At 68.1% G+C, this 17,041-nt stretch carries 19 protein-coding genes; 10 read left to right on the top strand and 9 right to left on the bottom strand.

Going from position 1 to position 17,041, the window contains the following annotated elements:
- Positions 1-14 precede the first annotated feature (14 nt).
- A complete protein-coding gene (locus G328_RS15265; RefSeq protein WP_051082911.1) occupies positions 15-1,178 on the bottom strand; it encodes a CaiB/BaiF CoA transferase family protein in 1,164 nt (387 codons plus the stop codon).
- Positions 1,179-1,550: 372 nt separating this feature from the next.
- Between G328_RS15265 and G328_RS0111585 the strand changes: the two genes are divergently transcribed.
- Positions 1,551-3,134 (top strand): APC family permease, encoded by a 1,584-nt coding sequence (locus G328_RS0111585; RefSeq protein ID WP_019619521.1) that lies wholly within the window; start codon positions 1,551-1,553, stop codon positions 3,132-3,134.
- A 23-nt stretch (positions 3,135-3,157) separates the two neighbouring features.
- Here G328_RS0111585 and G328_RS15995 read toward each other — a convergent pair whose 3' ends face one another.
- From G328_RS15995 to G328_RS0111565, 4 genes are read right to left on the bottom strand one after another with little or no spacing between them, the layout of a single operon-like run.
- Complete coding sequence (locus G328_RS15995; protein WP_019619520.1) at positions 3,158-3,865, bottom strand: cache domain-containing protein; 708 nt, start codon at positions 3,863-3,865, stop codon at positions 3,158-3,160.
- Positions 3,862-4,623 carry a FadR/GntR family transcriptional regulator gene (locus tag G328_RS0111575; RefSeq protein ID WP_019619519.1) on the bottom strand — a complete coding sequence of 254 codons (762 nt, stop codon included), beginning with the start codon at positions 4,621-4,623 and terminating at the stop codon, positions 3,862-3,864. Before G328_RS0111575 ends, G328_RS15995 begins: the two co-directional genes overlap by 4 nt.
- 20 nt (positions 4,624-4,643) lie before the next feature.
- On the bottom strand, positions 4,644-5,099 hold the full coding sequence (locus G328_RS0111570; protein ID WP_019619518.1) for a flavodoxin domain-containing protein: 456 nt from the start codon (positions 5,097-5,099) through the stop codon (positions 4,644-4,646).
- A gap of 8 nt (positions 5,100-5,107) precedes the next feature.
- Positions 5,108-6,397, bottom strand: coding sequence for an FAD-dependent oxidoreductase (locus G328_RS0111565; RefSeq protein ID WP_019619517.1), 1,290 nt, complete (start codon positions 6,395-6,397; stop codon positions 5,108-5,110).
- 221 nt (positions 6,398-6,618) lie between these two features.
- On the opposite strand from G328_RS0111565, the gene G328_RS0111560 reads away from it, so the two are divergent.
- The 5 genes from G328_RS0111560 to G328_RS0111540 are packed head-to-tail and all read left to right on the top strand — an operon-like array spanning position 6,619 to position 11,494.
- A complete protein-coding gene (locus tag G328_RS0111560; RefSeq protein ID WP_019619516.1) occupies positions 6,619-7,827 on the top strand; it encodes a cytochrome P450 in 1,209 nt (402 codons plus the stop codon).
- Between the two features lie 31 nt (positions 7,828-7,858).
- Positions 7,859-9,334, top strand: a complete 1,476-nt coding sequence (locus G328_RS0111555) for a glutamine synthetase family protein (protein WP_019619515.1) — start codon at positions 7,859-7,861, stop codon at positions 9,332-9,334.
- On the top strand, positions 9,334-10,053 hold the full coding sequence (locus G328_RS0111550) for an ABC transporter substrate-binding protein (RefSeq protein WP_019619514.1): 720 nt from the start codon (positions 9,334-9,336) through the stop codon (positions 10,051-10,053). The genes G328_RS0111555 and G328_RS0111550 overlap by 1 nt, the downstream gene beginning before the upstream one ends.
- Complete coding sequence (locus G328_RS0111545) at positions 10,050-10,769, top strand: gamma-glutamyl-gamma-aminobutyrate hydrolase family protein (protein ID WP_019619513.1); 720 nt, start codon at positions 10,050-10,052, stop codon at positions 10,767-10,769. The genes G328_RS0111550 and G328_RS0111545 overlap by 4 nt, the downstream gene beginning before the upstream one ends.
- The gene (locus tag G328_RS0111540) at positions 10,766-11,494 is read left to right on the top strand and encodes a gamma-glutamyl-gamma-aminobutyrate hydrolase family protein (RefSeq protein ID WP_019619512.1); all 729 of its coding nucleotides are present in this window, start codon (positions 10,766-10,768) and stop codon (positions 11,492-11,494) included. The genes G328_RS0111545 and G328_RS0111540 overlap by 4 nt, the downstream gene beginning before the upstream one ends.
- Here G328_RS0111540 and G328_RS0111535 read toward each other — a convergent pair.
- Positions 11,491-12,945, bottom strand: a complete 1,455-nt coding sequence (locus tag G328_RS0111535; RefSeq protein WP_083919641.1) for an APC family permease — start codon at positions 12,943-12,945, stop codon at positions 11,491-11,493. The genes G328_RS0111540 and G328_RS0111535 overlap by 4 nt on opposite strands.
- Positions 12,946-13,045: 100 nt before the next feature.
- Here G328_RS0111535 and map point away from each other — a divergent pair, with 100 nt between their 5' ends.
- Together map and G328_RS0111525 are read left to right on the top strand one after the other, a co-directional pair.
- Positions 13,046-13,888, top strand: a complete 843-nt coding sequence (gene map, locus G328_RS0111530; RefSeq protein WP_019619510.1) for a type I methionyl aminopeptidase — start codon at positions 13,046-13,048, stop codon at positions 13,886-13,888.
- Between the two features lie 222 nt (positions 13,889-14,110).
- Positions 14,111-14,566 carry a DUF4232 domain-containing protein gene (locus tag G328_RS0111525; RefSeq protein ID WP_019619509.1) on the top strand — a complete coding sequence of 152 codons (456 nt, stop codon included), beginning with the start codon at positions 14,111-14,113 and terminating at the stop codon, positions 14,564-14,566.
- A 7-nt stretch (positions 14,567-14,573) separates the two neighbouring features.
- On the opposite strand, the gene G328_RS0111520 is transcribed toward G328_RS0111525, so the two are convergent.
- Together G328_RS0111520 and G328_RS16395 are read right to left on the bottom strand one after the other, a co-directional pair.
- Positions 14,574-14,957: a transcriptional regulator gene (locus tag G328_RS0111520; protein WP_019619508.1), complete on the bottom strand. Its 384-nt coding sequence runs from the start codon at positions 14,955-14,957 to the stop codon at positions 14,574-14,576.
- On the bottom strand, positions 14,950-15,513 hold the full coding sequence (locus G328_RS16395) for a hypothetical protein (protein WP_019619507.1): 564 nt from the start codon (positions 15,511-15,513) through the stop codon (positions 14,950-14,952). Before G328_RS16395 ends, G328_RS0111520 begins: the two co-directional genes overlap by 8 nt.
- Positions 15,514-15,610: 97 nt before the next feature.
- Between G328_RS16395 and G328_RS0111510 the strand changes: the two genes are divergently transcribed.
- Entirely contained in the window at positions 15,611-15,811 is a 201-nt protein-coding gene (locus G328_RS0111510; protein WP_154651573.1) for a hypothetical protein, read from the top strand.
- A 193-nt stretch (positions 15,812-16,004) separates the two neighbouring features.
- Here G328_RS0111510 and G328_RS15255 read toward each other — a convergent pair whose 3' ends face one another.
- The gene (locus G328_RS15255) at positions 16,005-16,913 is read right to left on the bottom strand and encodes an HNH endonuclease signature motif containing protein (protein WP_235619883.1); all 909 of its coding nucleotides are present in this window, start codon (positions 16,911-16,913) and stop codon (positions 16,005-16,007) included.
- Between G328_RS15255 and G328_RS16775 the strand changes: the two genes are divergently transcribed.
- On the top strand, positions 16,803-17,041 hold a 239-nt coding region (locus G328_RS16775), incomplete at its 3' end, for a hypothetical protein (protein ID WP_235619885.1). The genes G328_RS15255 and G328_RS16775 overlap by 111 nt on opposite strands.

Raw genomic sequence — 17,041 nt, 5'->3', positions numbered from 1 at the left:
TCGGGGTCGTGCGGTTACTGCGTGCGGTATTGGGAGCGGATCTCGTCGCCGTCGGCGTCGAGCGGCGGCGGCCCGACGCGGGGGAGGTCGAACGCCGGGGTGTAGCGGATGGGGTGGCGTAGGCCCTTCGACGGGGTGCCGTCGCGGTCGAGGTCGACGACGGGGTCGATGCCGAGCTCCTGCGCGAGCTCGATGCCCTCGGCGATCGTGTTGACCTTGCCGACCGCGAGGCCCGCGGTGACGAGCTGTTCCTGCCACGTCGCCGCATCCTGGCTCGCGAGCGCCTCGGCGAGCAGGGGCCGCAGCTCGGCTCGATGCTCGACTCGGGCCGGGTTGGTCGCGAAGCGGTCGTCGTCGGCGAGCTCGGGCACCCCGAGCTCGCGGGCGAACACGCGGAACTGCTTGTCGTTGCCGACGGCGACCGCGAGCTCACCCTCGCGGCAGGGGAGCGATTCGTACGGGGAGATCGACGGGTGCATGTTGCCGAGGCGGGTTGGCGAGGCGCCGGCCCCGACGACCGCCTGCGACTGGTTCGCGAGCGCTTGCTGGATGCTCGAGAGCAGGTTCACCTCGACGTGCATGCCGGTGCCGGTCGCGTCGCGGTGGCGCAGGGCCGCGAACACGCCGATCGTGAGGTCTTTCGCGGCGAGGATGTCGACGAGCGCGACGCCGACCTTCATAGCGGCGCCGTCGCGCTCGCCCGTGACGTGCATGAGGCCGCTGAGCGCCTGCACGACGAAGTCGTAGCCGGGGCGCGTCGCGCCGCCGGCCGAACCGAAGCCCGTGATCGTCGCGGTGATGATGCGCGGGTTGAGCTCGCGCATCGTGTCGTGGCCGATGCCGAGGCGGTCGAGGGCGCCCGGCAGGAAGTTGTCGACGACGATGTCGGCGTCGCGCACGAGCCCGCGCACCACCTCGAGGTCGTCGGCGTCGGTGAAGTCGAGGGCGACCGAGCGCTTGTTGCGGTTTGCCGTCTGAAAGTAGGTGGCCGTGCCGTCTTCGGCGTAGGGCGGCCCCCACGTGCGGGTGTCGTCGCCGGCGCCCTTGCGCTCAACCTTCACGACGTCGGCGCCGAGATCGGCGAGCGTCATGGCGGCGAGGGGGCCAGCGAGGATGCGGGAAAGATCGAGCACCCGGAGTCCGTTCAGTGGCCCGGGCGTAGCGTTCGTCGTCGTCAATTTCTCTCCAACCGGCGCGCAGCATCGCGCGCATCCGCACCCAGCTTAGGTGGCTGGTGGTGTTCGTGCTGAACGCACCTCAAGAACTGCGTAAATATAGGTTTGTTGAGCGTGCAAGATATCGTATTGATTAACCAAAAGCGGCTTGCCAGCGCCGAAACTGCCGCAAACTACGGGTCCACACGCGGAACGCGCCACCCGCGCGCCAACTTGTCGAAAGCTTCGGAATTGCTAGTATGAGCGCAGCCATTCGACACCGAGGTCGCATGGAATCCCACGGCAGGTCTCGAATCAGTCCGAATCCCTCATCGCGGAGGGAAAACATCTAGACGCAAACTGATTCGGCCGCCCTGACAAGTTCGGAGCCCACACATGGAGACTTCAACACAGCAGCACTCGGCCGAGGAATCGGGCGGGCTGGAAATCGATAGCGAGTTCAAGCGCGACATGGGGTTCTGGGGGAACCTCGCGCTCGGCTTCACCTACCTCTCGCCGGTCGTCGGCGTCTACACGACCTTCGCCGCATCCCTCGCGATTGCCGGCCCGCCGGCCTTCTGGATGCTCGTCGTCGCGGGCTTCGGGCAGCTGCTCGTCGCGTGCGTGTTCGGTGAGGTCGTCTCGCAGTACCCGATCGCGGGCGGCATCTACCCCTGGAACCGGCGCCTGTGGGGCGCGAAGTGGGGATGGATCTCCGGCTGGATCTACATGATCGCGATCAACGCGACGATCGCCTCGGTCGCGTACGGTGCGGGTCCGTTCCTCGGGGCGCTCCTCGGCATCGAGGTGAATCCGACGGTGAACGTACTGCTCGCGCTGCTGCTGATCTTGCTCGCGACGCTCGTGAACTTCGGCGGCACGAAGCTGCTCTCGAACGTCGCGTTCGCTGGCTTCGTGGTCGAGATCGTCGCGACCGTGTTCATCGGTGCGTGGCTGCTCATCGCGTCGCGCCAGCACGACCTCAGCGTGCTCTTCACCGACTTCCGCCCCGAAGACCTCCAGCAGGGCACGCCGTTCTTCGTCGCGTTCATCGGCTCGGCGATCTTCGGTATTTACCTCTACTACGGCTTCGAGGCGAACGGTGACGTCGCCGAAGAGGTGCGCAACCCTGGCCGCGTGATCCCGAAGGCCATGCGCATGACGATCTACGTCGGTGGCGTCGCCTCGATGTTTATCGCGCTCGGTCTGATCCTCTCGGTGCCCGACTTCGCCGCCGTCATCAACGGCACGGCGACCGACCCCGTGAGCGACATCTTCCTCAGCACCTTCGGCCCCGTGGGCTTCCGCGTCGTCATGGTGATCGTGCTCGTCTCGTTCCTCTCGTGCACGATCTCGCTGCAGGCCGCCGCATCGCGCCTCATGTACTCGATGGGCCGCGACCACCAGCTGCCCCTGTCGAAGCAGCTGCGCAAGTTCAACCGCAAGCGCGCCGTGCCACCGTTCGCGCTGCTCGGTGCGGGCATCCTCCCCGCGATCGTCGTCGTGATCTCGCTGCTCAGTGCGGATGCGCTCATCGCGATCATCTCGTTCGCCGCGTTCGGCATCTACCTCGCCTTCGGCAGCGTCGTGATCGCGTCGATCCGCGCCCGCGCTCGCGGCTGGAAGCCGAAGGGCGACTTCTCGATGGGCAACTTCGGTTGGGTCGTGTCGATCGTCGCGCTCGTGTACCAGGCGTTCGCGGTCTACACCCTCATTCAGCCGGTGCCCGACGTGAACTGGTTCCAGTCGTGGATGGTGCTGATCATCGGCACGATCGTCGTCGTGGTCGGCGTGATCTACCTCTTCACTGCGCGGCCGCACCTCAATGCGCCGGCGGAACTCGCTGGTACCGGGGTCGTCGACCTTCGCTACGCCGACCCGATCTCGCAGTCGGAGGAGACGGTCGACCTCGCGATGCGCCTCAGCGGCAAGAAGCCGCACGTGTACCCCGACCGCGGGCCCGACAGCGACGAGCGATAGCCGACGCTGCGGCTGCCCTGCCGCTACTCGCGGTAGAGCAGCCGCAGGTCGAGCCCCGGCGTCGGGATCGGCACGCGCGCGTATCCGGGCGGCACCGCCGCGACGCGCACGCCCGTGCTGAACTCGCCCGAGCTGCCGACGAGCACCTGGTCGTGGCGGCTCAGCACCGCGGCGCCGCGGGGGAGCGGCGTGAGCATCGGCATCAGTACGCGCTCGAGATCGTCCATGCGCACGTCGGTGCCGACGACCCCGACGAGCCGGTCGCCGACATACGCCGGGACCGTCAGTGTGCTGATGTAGTAGTCGACGCCGAGGTGGTCGATGTACGGGCCCGCGATCGTGCGGGTTTGGCTGTGAAACCCGCCGCGAAACCAATCGAGCTTCTCGTAGTCATAGAAGCGCTCGGAGGCGGGGTTGAGAATGAACTCGTTGCGCTGAAAGTCGTCGCCGTCGCGCAGCCACCACTCGAGGCGTGCGCGCTCGGGGTCGAGCTGTGCGAGCTCAAAAATGATGCCGGCGCCGTCGCTGCGCGGATGCGCGCGGAGGAAGTCGACCGCGATCTCGCGCACCCGCTCGCTCTCGTCGGGCTGAATCGTGACGAGGCCGTCCCTGCCGAAGGCGCTCGCGACGGCCTCGCCGAGGTCGTCGCGGAGCTGCTCGATGTCGCGGAAGTAGTGCTCGAACCAGCCGGAGATCTCGGAGATCGCCGCGGTGAGGGTGTCGCCGGTCATGCGTCGACGCTCCTTTCGGGAATGCGGTCGAGGGTGAGCTTGACGTCGATGATGCGGTACGTCGTCTGGCGGATGTGGTTGCTGATGGTCGCCTCGGCGCGCTCGGGGTTGCGCGAGCGGATCGCGTCGACGATTTCGATGCGGTCGTAGCGCGCCTGCTCGGCCGAGGTTGCGGCGGCGGCGGGCGACCACTTCAGCGTGCTGATTTCGCTCTGCAGCCGCATCTGGCTGCGCATGAGGCGCTGCGATTGCGACTCCGCACCGAGCTGCACGTAGAAGCGGTTGTCCCAGCTGACCTGCGCCGTGAGGTCGTCGCTGTCGGGGTAGCGGCTCGCCTGTTCGGTGAGGTCGACGAGGTCTTGTTCGAGGGCGCGCTGGCACACGAGCTGCGCGATGCCGCCAGCGACGGCGCAGTGCTCGTCGCTGTAGTCGCGCAGCTCGATGATGCTCGTCGAGCCGAGGAACTCTCGCACCTGGGCGACCGTCGGGAAGGGGATGCGCGTGACGAACGTGCCGCCGTCGCGGCCGCGCCGGGTCTCGACGATCTCCTGCTCACGCAGGATCGCGAGGCTCTTGCGGAGCGTCGCGACCGCGACGCCGAACTCGGCGGCGAGCTCGATCTCGGAGGGGAGGCGCTCGCCGACGGCGATCGAGCCGAGCGAGATCGCGGCGGTGATGTTGTCGGCGAGGTCGTCGCCGCTCGTCAACGAGGCCGGCAGCTTTGGCCGGATCGGGCTGAACGAAGACGCGGTGCTCATAGTGAGTTCAGTCTAGGAACTCACTTGCCTCCCGCGGCTTCGAGCACGCCGGGGAGCCACTCGAGGGCGACGTCGCTCGGGAGGTCCCACGATGAGGCGTCGTGGCGGCCGTACTCGCCGACCCGGGTCGCACCGAGTTCGGCGAAGCGGCGGTCGATGTGCTCGCTACCCTGGCTGTACGTCTCTTCGTAGAACGTGTCGCCGAGTCCGAACATCGCGTAGTGCACGCCCGTAAGGTCGCCCTCGAACTCAGCGAACTTCTCGAAGAACGGCTGCGCGGTGTTCGGCAGGTCGCCCTCGCCGTGGGTCGAGCAGACGATGATGTAGAAGTTGTCGGCCGCGATATCGGCCGGGTCGAAGTCCTGGAGGTCGCTCACCGTCGCGGTCTCGCCGTCGCTCGTGAGCTTGTCGGTGAGGTCCTGCGCAATGAGCTCGGAGTTGCCGGATTCAGTGCCGTAGAGCACGGTGATGTTCATTCGTTTCCTCACTTTGCTGCCGCGCCGCGTGCGGTCGCGAGCATCGTTTCGTGGTCGGTGATCTTCGCGCGGATGCGCTCGGGGGCTGCCGCGGCGACTTCGGCGCGGTCGATGTGTTGCCAGTCGGCGAAGCTCACCGCGGCGGCACGGGCGGCCTCGGGCAGCCCCTCGTAGCCGGGCTTGTCGCCGGTGACCTCGAGCTCGCCGGTGCGGGCGTGCTCGAGAAGCTCCTTCGCGACCTCGTTCGCGTCGGCGCGATTCGCGGGAATCGCGCCGTGCGGGCCTCGCTTCAACCAGCCGACGCGGTAGAGGCCTGGCTCGATGCGGCCGGTGGCCTCGCTCGGCGTGAAGTCGAGGTGCTGCGCGTAGTGCCAGTGGCCGGGCGCGTTCACGTCGAAGCCGATCGCGCTGATGACGGTGTCGGCCTCGATCGTGCTCGCCTCACCGGCGGGCGCGGCCTGCAGCCGCACCGATTCGACGCGCTCGTCACCGCGGATGCTCCCCGGCTCGGCTCCGAAGACGAAGTGCACGCGGATGCGCGGGTCGGGTACGTCGAGCGCGGCGAGTTCGGCGAAGGCGGCCTCGCGCTTCCGCCCGAGCGTGTTGTCGTCGCTCGCGGGGCTCGTGTTCGCGTACGAGAACGCGACGCCGGGAATCTTGCCGAGCTCCTTCACCATCGCGACATCGGACTTCGCGGCGGCGATGGGGGAGCGGCTCAGCACCGTGACGCTGGTCGCGGGCGCGGCAAGGTACTGCGCGAGGGCGTCGCTCGAGACGTCGCTGCCGGCGTAGTCATCGGCCGTCTTGATGAGGAACCGCACCATGTCGAGCGCGACGTTGCCCGCTCCAATCACGACGACGCGGCGACCGATCTCGGGCATCGGGAGCGCCGGGCGGGGCACCGCGTTGAGGGCGTTGACGACGTCGCCCGAGGGGATGACCCCCGCAAGTTTCGCGCCGGGGATCGTGAGCGGGCGATCGCGCCAGCGGCCGGAGGCGAGCACGACGACGTCGTAGTTGCGGCGCAGCTGGTCGAGCCCGATGTCGGTGCCGACCTCGACGTTGCCGGCGAAGCGCACGGCGTCGTCGGCAAACAGCCGCTCGAACTGGCGCGTGATCACCTTCGTGTGCTGGTGATCGGCGGCGACCCCGTAACGGATCAGGCCGAACGGCGTGGCGAGCCGGTCGAACACCGTGATCTCGGCGTCGGGCCAGGCACGGTGGAGCGCCTGCGCCGTGAAGCAGCCGCTCGGGCCGCTGCCGACGATGGCGATGTGTTCGGGGGCAGATCCGTTCACGCTGCGTCTCCTTTGTCGCTTCGTAAAAATCTGTTTGTCAATCATTACGCACGATCGGCGCGGCGGCAAGCCGAGTTCGAGACTGCGGTGAGTTTCTGCGGTGCGACTCGAAGCTGTCCCCGCTTGCGCCCGGCGCTGACGTGTGATTCTATTCATGCACCAATGAAGGTTTAATCCCTTGGTGCCCTCGAGATCAACGATGATTGGAAAGAAGGGACACGATGAGCGGTATCGACACCCTCGCCGACCTGCCATATTTCGACATTTCCGACCCCGGCTTCGCCATGCAGTCGGAAGAGGTTCGCGACGCCCGCGAGCGGTCGTGGCTGGCCAAGACCAACTACGGCTACGCCGTGCTGCGCCACCAGCAGGTGGCCGACCTGCTGAAGCATCCGAAGCTCTCCCAGGGCTCGGCACGCTGGCCCGAACACAACGGAGTGCACAGCGGCATCTTCTACGAGTGGTGGAGCAAGAACCTCCTCGTGCTCGAGGGCGACGAGCATCACCGCATCCGCCGCCTCCTCAACCCCGCGTTCTCTCCCTCGATGGCGCGGCGCCTTGAGCCGGAGTTCACGGCGCTCGCCGAAGAACTCGTCGCCGCGATCGCCGACAGGGGCGAGTGCGAGTTCGTCGCGGACTTCGCCGAGCCGTTCGCGACGCGCGCGCTCTGCATCATGATGGGGCTCGACCACAAGCATTGGCAGTTCATCGCGAGCCGCGCGAACACCGTCGGCTATGCCCTCAGCGTGAGCATCAAGGAGGACATCGAGGCGATCGACGAGGCGGTGCACGAGCTCTACGAGTTCGTCGAAGAACTCATCGAAGACCGCAAGGCGAACCCCGGGCAGGACGTGGTGTCGCGGCTCGTGCAGTTCAGCGACGACGGCGACAAGCTCTCGGGCGAAGAGCTGCGCAACGCGCTCGTGCTCATGCTCTTCGGCGGGATGGACACGACGCGCAACCAGCTCGGCCTCGCGCTGCAGACGTTCATTCGCAACCCTGAGCAGTGGGAGCTGCTCGCGGCCGACCCGAGCCTCGCATCCGCCGCGCTCGAAGAGGTGCTGCGCGTCAACCCGACGACCCGGTGGGTGACTCGCGAGGCGATCGAGGACTTCGAGTACGAGGGCGTGACGTTCACGGCGGGAACGACCGTGCACCTGTTTACCGCCGCCTCGGGCACCGACCCGGTCGCGTATCCCGACCCCGAGGTCGACATCACCGCCGAGGGGCGCAAGCCGCACTTCACGTTCGGCGGCGGCATGCACCACTGCCTCGGGCACTACATCGCCCGCGCCGACATGAGCTGCGCGCTCCCCGTGCTTGCGGCACGACTCACGAATATCACCGCCGCGGGTGGCGACGAGTGGTTGCCCGACTCGGGCAACACCGGCCCCGTGCGGTTCCCCATTGTCTTTGACGCCCGGGCATAGGCGCCCGGAAACCCAAGAAAGTGAATTGGTTATGACGAACGAAACGATGACGGCGGCGGAGCCGCACGTTGAAAAGCTGCAGACCGCCGCGACCACGCTCGGCCGCAATCTTGGCGACTACTACCGCGAGAGTGTCGAGGCGGCCCTCGGCGACAACGGCGCGTTCGCCGCGCACCAGGAGGCGAACCTCGACGACGACACGGTCGCCGAACTCACCGAGCGCATCGAACGGTCCGGCGCGCAGTACCTCTATTACATGCTGCCGACGCTCGGCTCGCGCACCGTCGCGAAGATGGTGCCGGCGAAGCACGTCGTGCGTAACCTCGAGAAGGGCATCGCGTTTCACCGCACGGCCCTGAGCGACCTGCAGTCGGACATCTTCGGTAACCTCATCGGCGGCGGCGTCGAGGCGAAGGAGTTCGTCGGGCTGCCCGAGCCCGAGTCGTTCCAGCAGCTGCCGTGGGACGGAGAGGTGGGGCGCATCTTCTGCACTGCCTACGAGCCCGAGCACCTTCCCGGCGTCGGCGGCCGGCCGCTCGCCGTCGACTCGCGCGCGCACATGCGCCGCACGCACCAGCTGCTCAAGGACGTCTTCGGTCTCACGATGAAGTCGGGCACCGAGCCCGAGATGACGTGGAAGGGCGAGTCGATCGCACCGACGCTCATTCCCGGTCACAGCCCCGCGTATCAGGTCGAGAACCTCGAGGTCATGCGTCCGATCTACAAGCGGCTCGAGGAGTACGCGACGGCGCTCGGCTTCGACATGATCGAGGGCGACTACGAAGACCAGGGGCAGATCGAGCTCAACTGGATGTTCGACGACATCGAGCGCACGGCCGACCGGCTCGTCACCTACCGCCAGATCTGCTCGCAGGTTGCGCGCGAGTTCGGGGTTGAGGCCTCATTCATGCCGAAGCCGTACCTCGGCTCGATGGGCAATGGCTGCCACCACAACCTCTCGCTCTGGGACGACGACGGCGAGAACACGTTCATTACGCCCGGCGTCACCGAGCTGCACATGTCGCAGCTTGGTCGGTGGGCGATCGGTGGCGTGCTGAAGCACGCACCCGCGATGATGCTCGTGATGGCGAGCACCGTGAACTCGTACAAGCGGTTCTGGGATCCGGGCCAGTTCGCGCCGGCCCGTGCCGACTGGGGCCTCGACGACCGGGCCTCGATGGTGCGTATCTCGGCGAACGGCCGCGCCGAGGTGCGCGTGCCCGACGCCGCGGTGAACCCGTATCTCTCGCACTCGTTGCTCGTGTCGGCGATGGCCGACGGCATCGGGCACGAGATCGAGCCGGATGCGCCGGGCAGCGGCGGCGTCGCACTGCCGATGAGCCTCGGCGAGGCCATCGAGGCGTTCCGCGAAGACGAGTGGGTGCAGAACAACCTGCCCGACGACCTTCGCCGCATCTACGTCGACATGAAATCGGATGAGTGGGCTCGCTACTGCGGTGCCGTCACCGAGTGGGAGTTCAACCAGTACTGGCAGGCGATCCCGTAATGACGAAACTCAGACTTGCCTGCATCGACTCGGCCGCGGCGCCGCTGTTTGATCTCTCGCCCGACGGGGGCGTCACGCGCCCCGGGTTCGAGCCCGAGGCGGCCGCGCTCGTCGCCGCCGAGCTTGGCCGCGAACTCGAGTGGGTCATCCTGCCCTGGGACGACATGATTCCTGCCGTGCAGCGCGGCGACGCCGACGGCGTCTGGTGCGGGCAGGGGATCATCCCCTCGCGCCAGGAACAGGTCGACTTCACGCGCCCGTACGCCGTCTTCAACGAGTCGGTGCTCGTGCGAGCCGGCGACCCCGCGCGCTCGCCCGACGACCTGCGCGGCTACCGGGTCGCAGCCATCGCGAACTCCGCGAACATGCGGCTCGCCGAAACGTTCCCCGGCGCCGAGCTCGTGCCGTTCGGCGCGACCGACGACGTGTTCGCCGACATGATTCAGGCGGTTCGCGACGGGAGCGTCGACGCAATGGTCGATGACGACGTCGTGGTGGTGCCGCTCGGCGACGACCCCGAGTTCGATCTCGCGTTCACCGCCGAGACCCGCAATCCGTGGGGCGTCGGCGTCGCGAAGGATCGGCCAGAGCTCCTCGCCGAGCTCGACGGCGCGCTCGCGCGGGTGATCGCCGACGGCCGGCTGCGGGCCGTGTGGGAGAAGTGGATGCCGCAGCTCCCGTTCCCCGAGGCCGCGCTTGCGGAGGGGGCGCCGGCGTGACCGGCCGCCCCGTCATCGCGATTCCCGCGCTCAGCTCGGCGAAGGTGAAGGGGCTGCGGTTTTCGGCGTCGGTCGTGGCGAACGGTGTCATCGAGGCGGTTCGCCGCGCGGGCGGCGACCCCGTGCTGCTGCCGCCCCTGCTCGACTGGAGCGACCCGGCGAGCCGCATCATGCGGCACGTCGACGGGATCGTGCTGCCCGGCGGCCCCGACGTTGACCCGAAGCGCTACGGGCAGCGCGCCGAAGACCGCTACGCCGGTTGCGACTTCGCCGGCCAGGACGAGGCCGACGCGCGCGCCATCGAGCTCGCGAGTCAGCTGCGGCTCCCCGCCCTGCTCATCTGCCGGGCGATGCAGCTCTGGAACGTCGAGCGCGGAGGCGACCTCGTGCAGCACTGGCCGCAGGAACCGCGCAACCACGTCGACACCGTGCACGACGTCGTGGTTGTTCGCGACAGCCGGCTCGCGGGCGCGCTCGGCGACACGGCCGACCTCGACGCCGTCTCGGTGTCGAGCTATCACCACCAGGCGATCGGCCGCCTCGGCCGAGGGCTCCGCGTCGTCGCGCGCGCCGACGACGGCGCCGTCGAGGCGATCGAAGACGAGTCGCTCGAGATCGTCGCGGTGCAGTGGCACCCCGAAGACCGGGCCGACCGGGTCGCGAGCGACCTCGCGCTGTTCCAGTGGGTCGTGAACGCCGCGGGGCGTGCCGCATGACCGCCGTCGAGATCGCCGTGGTCGTGCAGGTGTCGACGCCCGACGAGACCGAGGCCGCGCGCACGCTCAACCGTGAGCTCATCCGCGTCGCGGTCGAGGAGCTCGAGGCCCAGGGCGCGCGGGCCCGGATCTACGACGTCGCGGCCGACGAGCCCCCGAACCCCGACGACATTGCCGCGGCCGACGGCATCCTCGTGCTCGGCGGTGGCGACGTCGACGCGACGATCTACGGGCACACCGACCCCGTACCGAACGAGTACGGCAAGGATCGTCGTGCGGATGACCGCGAGCTCGACATCATCCGGCGGGGCATCGACGACGACGCGATCATGCTGCACCTCTGCCGCGGCTCGCAGCTGCTCAACGTCGCGTGCGGCGGCACGCTCGTGCCCGACCTGCAGCCGTTCGACCTCCACAAGGGCCCGCCCGGCGGCCCGCTGTTTCTCGATGAGGAGGTCGAGCTGGTTGAGGGCAGCCGCGTTCACGCGCTCTACGGCGTCGACCGGCTCGTCGTGCGAAACGGGCACCACCAGGCGGTCGACCGCGTCGGAGAGGGTCTGCGCGTCGCCGCGCGGGCGCACGACGGCATCGTTGAGGCGACCGAGCGCGTCGAGAACACGTGGATCATCGGCGTGCAGTGGCACCCGGAAGAGGCCGACGCGGATGCTCGCGACCGGCGCATCCTCTTCGGCGAGTTCCTCGACCAGGCCCGTCGGCGGCCTTAACCGCGGCGCTTCGGGAAGCGCTCGAGCACCTTCTCGTAGAGCTCCTCTTCGGCGTTCGGCCCCGCCTTGACGCCGCCGGGGATCGACACGAAGAACACCGCGCCGACGACCCACCAGACGAGGAAGATCACCCACGACTCGATCCCGATGCCCGCCGGCATGCCCGGCAGGTAGAGGGAGACGAGGAACGCGGTGATCGCGATCGAGAAGCCGCCGATCACGACGCCGAACTTGCCGGCACCGCCGATGCGTAGCGGGCGTTCCATCTTCGGCTCGCGCACGCGGAGAATCACGAACGAGATCGAGACGAGCAGGTACGCGATGACGATCATGGGCGAGCCGGCGTCGACGATCCAACCGAGCGCCGAGGCACCGAAGAACGGCGCGATCGTCGCGATCGCACCGAGCACGATGAGGGCGTTCGCGGGCGTGCCGTACTTCGGGTGCAGCTTGCCGAACCACGCGGGCAGCATGCCGCCGCGCGAGAGCGAGAACATGAGGCGGGAGGCGCCGAGCTGCAGCGAGTTCCACGACGTGATGATGCCGGCGACGCCGGCGGCGACCATGAGGTTCGCGAAGAACTGGTTTCCGCCGAACAGCGCGCCCATGGCGTCGGCGGCGGGCAGCGTCGAGCCGGCCATCTCCTCGTGCGTCAGCGCCGACGAGACCGTGAGCACGATCATGATGTACCAGGCCGCCGCGATGAGCACCGAGATGAACGAAATGTTGCCCACCTTGCGCGGGGGAATGTTCACTTCCTCGGCCGCCTGGGGGATCACGTCGAAGCCGACAAAGAGGAACGGCACGACGATGAGCACCGCGAAGAACCCTGCGCTGCCCTCCGTGAAGAACGGCTCGAAGTTCGCGCCCTCGCCACCGGTGGCGGCGCCGAAGATCTGCAGCGCGCCGATCGCGAAGAGGAAGATGACGACAAACATCTGCACACCACCCGCGACCTTTACGCCGAGGATGTTGATGATGGTGATGAGCACCGCGACGACCGAACCCACGAGTGCCCACACGAGGTAGACCTCCGAGCCGCTCACCGTCCACAGGTGGAACTGCTCCAGGTCGACGACGTAGTCGACCGCGCGCGGGAGCGCGACCGCTTCGAACGCGACGACCGTCGCGTATCCGCCCGTGATCGCCCACGAACCGATGAACGACCAGCGGGGCCCCATCGCTCGGATGATGTAGTTGTGCTCGCCACCCGCCTTCGGCATTGCCGCGACGAGTTCGGCGTACACGAGCGAGACGATCGCCATCATGAACCCGCCCACGGTGAAGGCGAAGGTGGCGCCGAGGGAGCCGGCGCTTTCGATCCACCCGCCCACCAGGGTGACCCAGCCGAAGCCGACCATGGCTCCGACTCCGAGGGTGAGGGTGCTCCATACGCCTAGTGTGCGCTTCAGTGCGGGCGGGGCAGGCTGCTGCTGTGTGTCGGCGGTCATTCGTGTGTCCTCGGTGTTGGGGCGCAGTGCGCGGATGCCGTCTTGGGTATTTGGTGAAATTAGCACGGTGGCGCAGGTGCGCGGCAACTAGGCTCGGAGCATGCGGTCGATCTACAAGTCTCCCGATGAGCTTCGCCTCATGGTGCCGGCCGGGCTCCTCACCTGCCAGGCACTCGACGCGGTCGCCGAAGCGATTCGCCCCGGTATCTCGACGCTCGAGCTCGACGCGATTGCCGAGCGCGTGATTCGCGACGGCGGCGGCGAGCCAAACTTCCAGCTCGTTGAGGATTACCGGCACACGGTCTGCGCCTCGGTGAACGACGTCGTCGTGCACGGGATTCCGGACGAGACGCCGCTTCGGCCCGGCGACATTGTCTCGATCGACTGCGGCGCCCAGCTGAACGGTTGGAACGGCGACTCGGCGCGCACGTTCATCGTGCCGGGCGAACCGCAGCGCGAAGACCCCGAACGGTGGCTCGCGGATGCGCACCGTACGAGCGAGGCGGCGCAGGCCGCCATGTGGGCGGGCATCGCGGCGGTCGCAACTGCACGCCATCTGAACGACGTCGGTGGTGCCGTCGAGGATGAGATTGAGCGGCACCTCGACGCTGGCCCGCTTGGCAACCTCGAGGGCTATACGGGGCACGGGATCGGCCGCGACATGCACGAGGAGCCGACGGTGTTCAACTATCGGGTGCGTCGTCGCGGCCCGGTCGTGAAGGCGGGGCTCGCGATCTGCATCGAGCCGATGCTCACGGCGGGGAACCCGGACGTGCGTACTGACCCCGATCAGTGGTCGGTTCGGGCCGTCGACGGAACCCCGAGCGCGCACTGGGAGCACACCGTGCTGCGGCACCGTGACGGCATCTGGGTGTCGACGGCCGCCGATGGCGGCGCCGCGGGGCTCGCCCCACTCGGCGTCACGCCCGTTCCCGTTCCCTAAGTACGCGCCCACCCCGTGGTGATGCTCTGCCGGGCAAAGTAATGGGGTAGGTGATGAACATGTATTCGCACACGAATCATTCGAAACTCGCAGCCGGATTCACCTTCGGGTCGGCGTTGCTGCTCCTCACGGGATGCGCCGCCGGCGGCAACGACGCCGAGCCGACGCCAACCGAGACCGTGACGGTCACGGAAACCGCAGTGGCGACGGGAGCCTGCGCCGGTGGAGACGACGCCGGAGGAGACGGCGCCGGTCGAGTCCGCCGCGTGCACGAGTGTCGATACCGAGGTCACGATCGAGGCAGATCCGGAAGGGTCTGGCGTGGGGCAGTCGTACCTCGTTGTGACGGCCACGAACGTCGGTGACGCCGCCTGCGTACTCGATGGGCCGCCGCAGGTGTCGTTCCTTGACGAGTCGGGCTCGAAGGTCGCGACCGCTGCAGAGGGTGACGCCGCAGAGGCGGTCGAGCTCGAGTCGGGGAGTGCCGCGCAGGCGACGCTCCACGTGAGTAGCGCTGGTGCCTATGACGAGGCCGAGTGTCAGCCGGTGACGGCGACCGCCGCGAGCGTCCTGCTGCCCGGTGATGCGAACGAGCTGCCGCAGGTCTCGGTCAACGTCGAGGTGTGCATGGGCACGGTGCAGAACACCGACGTCTCGGGGTTCGCGCCTGCGGGTTAGGAGCCCGCTACGAGCCGCCGAGCCGCGCCGTGTCGACAATGAGCTGCAGTGCGGCGACGTGTTCGTCGAACGCGGCGCGGCCGACTGCGGTCGCGGAGTACCACCGGGTGCGACGCTTGCCGGTGTAGGTTTCTTCGGCCTCGACGTAGCCGACCTCGCTGAGCGCGGCGAGATGCGCAGAGAGGTTGCCGTCGCTGAGTCCGAGCGCCTTCGCGAGCGCGGTGAACCGAATCGACCCGCCCGGGTTGAGTCCGTGCAGCGCGGCCTGGATGCGCAGGCGCGTCGGATCGCTCAGCACCGCATCGAAGGGGGTGCGGAGCCGGTCGGTCACGTCGGCCGGCAGCTGCGGGTCGGTGCGCGACGTCGTGGGGGTGGGGGAGTGCTCAGCCATGTCGATTCCCCACGATGACACGAACGACGCCGACTGCCAAGAGCGGGGCCCCGGCTGCGAGGCCGAAAATGAGGAGCGGATGTGCGGGTTCGGTGGCCGCCGCGACGCCAGCGACGATGACGCCGATGAACGCAACGATCGCGTAGGGGACATCGCGCGTCGCGATTGCGCCGAGGCACATTGCCAGGCTCCAGAGCGCGCCGAGGACGAGTGCGATGTTCGTGAACGATGGCGGCTGCGCCGCGGTCACGAGAAATGGTGACGCGAACAGCACCGCGAACCACGCGAGTTGCACGCGACGCTCCGTGCCGGTGCGTACCTCGTGGCGCAGTGGTAGCCAGCTCAGCAGCACGCCCGCGAGCCAGGCGGCGGTGAGTGCTGCCCAGAGTGCCCACCCGGTGGCGAGGTCGAGGGCGCCGTACCCGAGCATCCAGGCGAAACCCCAGCCGATGAGCGGGAAGCCGGTGGCGCGCGACCGCCCGGCCGCACGTGTTCGTCGCACGAGCGTGTCGAGGTCGTGCAATACCTGCTCGGCGGTTTCGGGCTTCGCTGCCATGGAACCACTGTATCCGTGGGTGTTACTCTGCATCACAGAGTGTTTTACTCTGTGCAACGGAGCATCTGGCCGCAGGCCGGGGATTGGGGATGAACCGATGGGCAAAATGTTCACGAGCGGACTGCTCGCGGGGGTTATCGCGGCGACGATCTGGATGGGCGCCGCACTCTGGGCCGGCGTCGAGACCGAAACGGTCGGCATGTGGGCCCTGGTCTTCTTCGTCGGCGCGACGCTGCTCGTCACCGTAATCGGTGGACTCATTGCGAACAGCGTTCGCGCCGCGAAGTCGCCCAGGTAGTTAGCCGCCGTGGTCGCGAGCTTGCGTACGCCAGCTCGCGACCGGACCTTGCTCGCTGAACAGCCAGCGCCCCAGCGCACCCTGACTACCGCTTCGGCGGATCTGCCGGTGCGGTGTCGCCCGCGTGTGCGGGCGCGGGTTCGGGATGCGCTGGGGTGTTGGGGCACGTCCGTTAGGTTGGCGGGTGGTGCCCTTAGAAGGGTGGTGGGTTGTGGACCTCGACAAACCTCGGCCCTGGCGGTTCTGGAACGGTCACGACGACCCGTCCGAGGGGTGTGATCCACTCGAGTACGCCGCCGCCGAGGTGGCGGACTTGCCAGGGTTGTTCGTGTTTCTGTGTGTGGTGCGCGACGCAGAGGTGGCCGCAGTTTTCGGGATGGGTCTTCCCGCCGTGCTGCCATGCCGTCGTGTGGTCGAGGTCGCAGCGGTGTGCGGGCCTGCGGCAGCCAGGGAACCGGCAGGTCACGTCCCGCGCCCGCAGATAGCGGCGCAGCGACGCGGGTGGCACGTACGTGTCGGCGGTGATGACGTGGCCGCTGATCGGGTGCGTGAGGATCCGTTCGAGTTCGCCGTCGGCGGCCCATTCGCGTGCTTCGGCCGCGCTCATCGGCTGCAGTCCGTTCAACATCGCGACCCCGGCGCAGGTGTCGGATCCGCCCGCGCGGCGGAACGCGTCACTGAACTCCTGATCGCGCAACGCCATGACCGGCGTGACGATACTGATGACCGCCTTCACCCGCGCGGCGCCGGCGGCGGGGCTGTCGAGGATGGTTTGCGCGGTCGCGGTCAGCAGGGTGTCCGCAAAGATGTCGGCGCGGTGTTGGTCGAGGGTGCGGGCGTCGGCTTCGAGCCCGTCCTCCCCGCGGCGCTCAACTGCTTCGGCTTTCGCGACCTCGGCCATCGCCTGCGCGTCACGTGACAGTCGTTCGTGGATCGCTGCTGCGGTCGCCGCGGGGAGGTACGCGGTGAGGTAGGTCATGCCGTAGTCGTCTTGGTCGACGAGGACGCGTCGTTGTGCGAACGCGGCTTTGTGGGCGCGTTCGAAGTCTTCGCGCGCGAGTTTCGCGGCGAGTTGTTTCGCGAACGACTCGGTTTGCGGCACGGTGTGGGTCTTCGCGTACCGGAGGACTTCCTTGCCGTACCGGTCGTAGTTGCGCTCCGCGACGGGTGCGTGTTGGCGGAGTATCGCGTTGACGTGCCCGACCTGCACCGCAGCTTCGGAGAGCGCGT

This window comes from [Zimmermannella] faecalis ATCC 13722 (assembly GCF_000381765.1).
Lineage (GTDB): Bacteria > Actinomycetota > Actinomycetes > Actinomycetales > Microbacteriaceae > Gulosibacter > Gulosibacter faecalis.
This window is presented reverse-complemented; position numbering and strand designations above follow the sequence as displayed.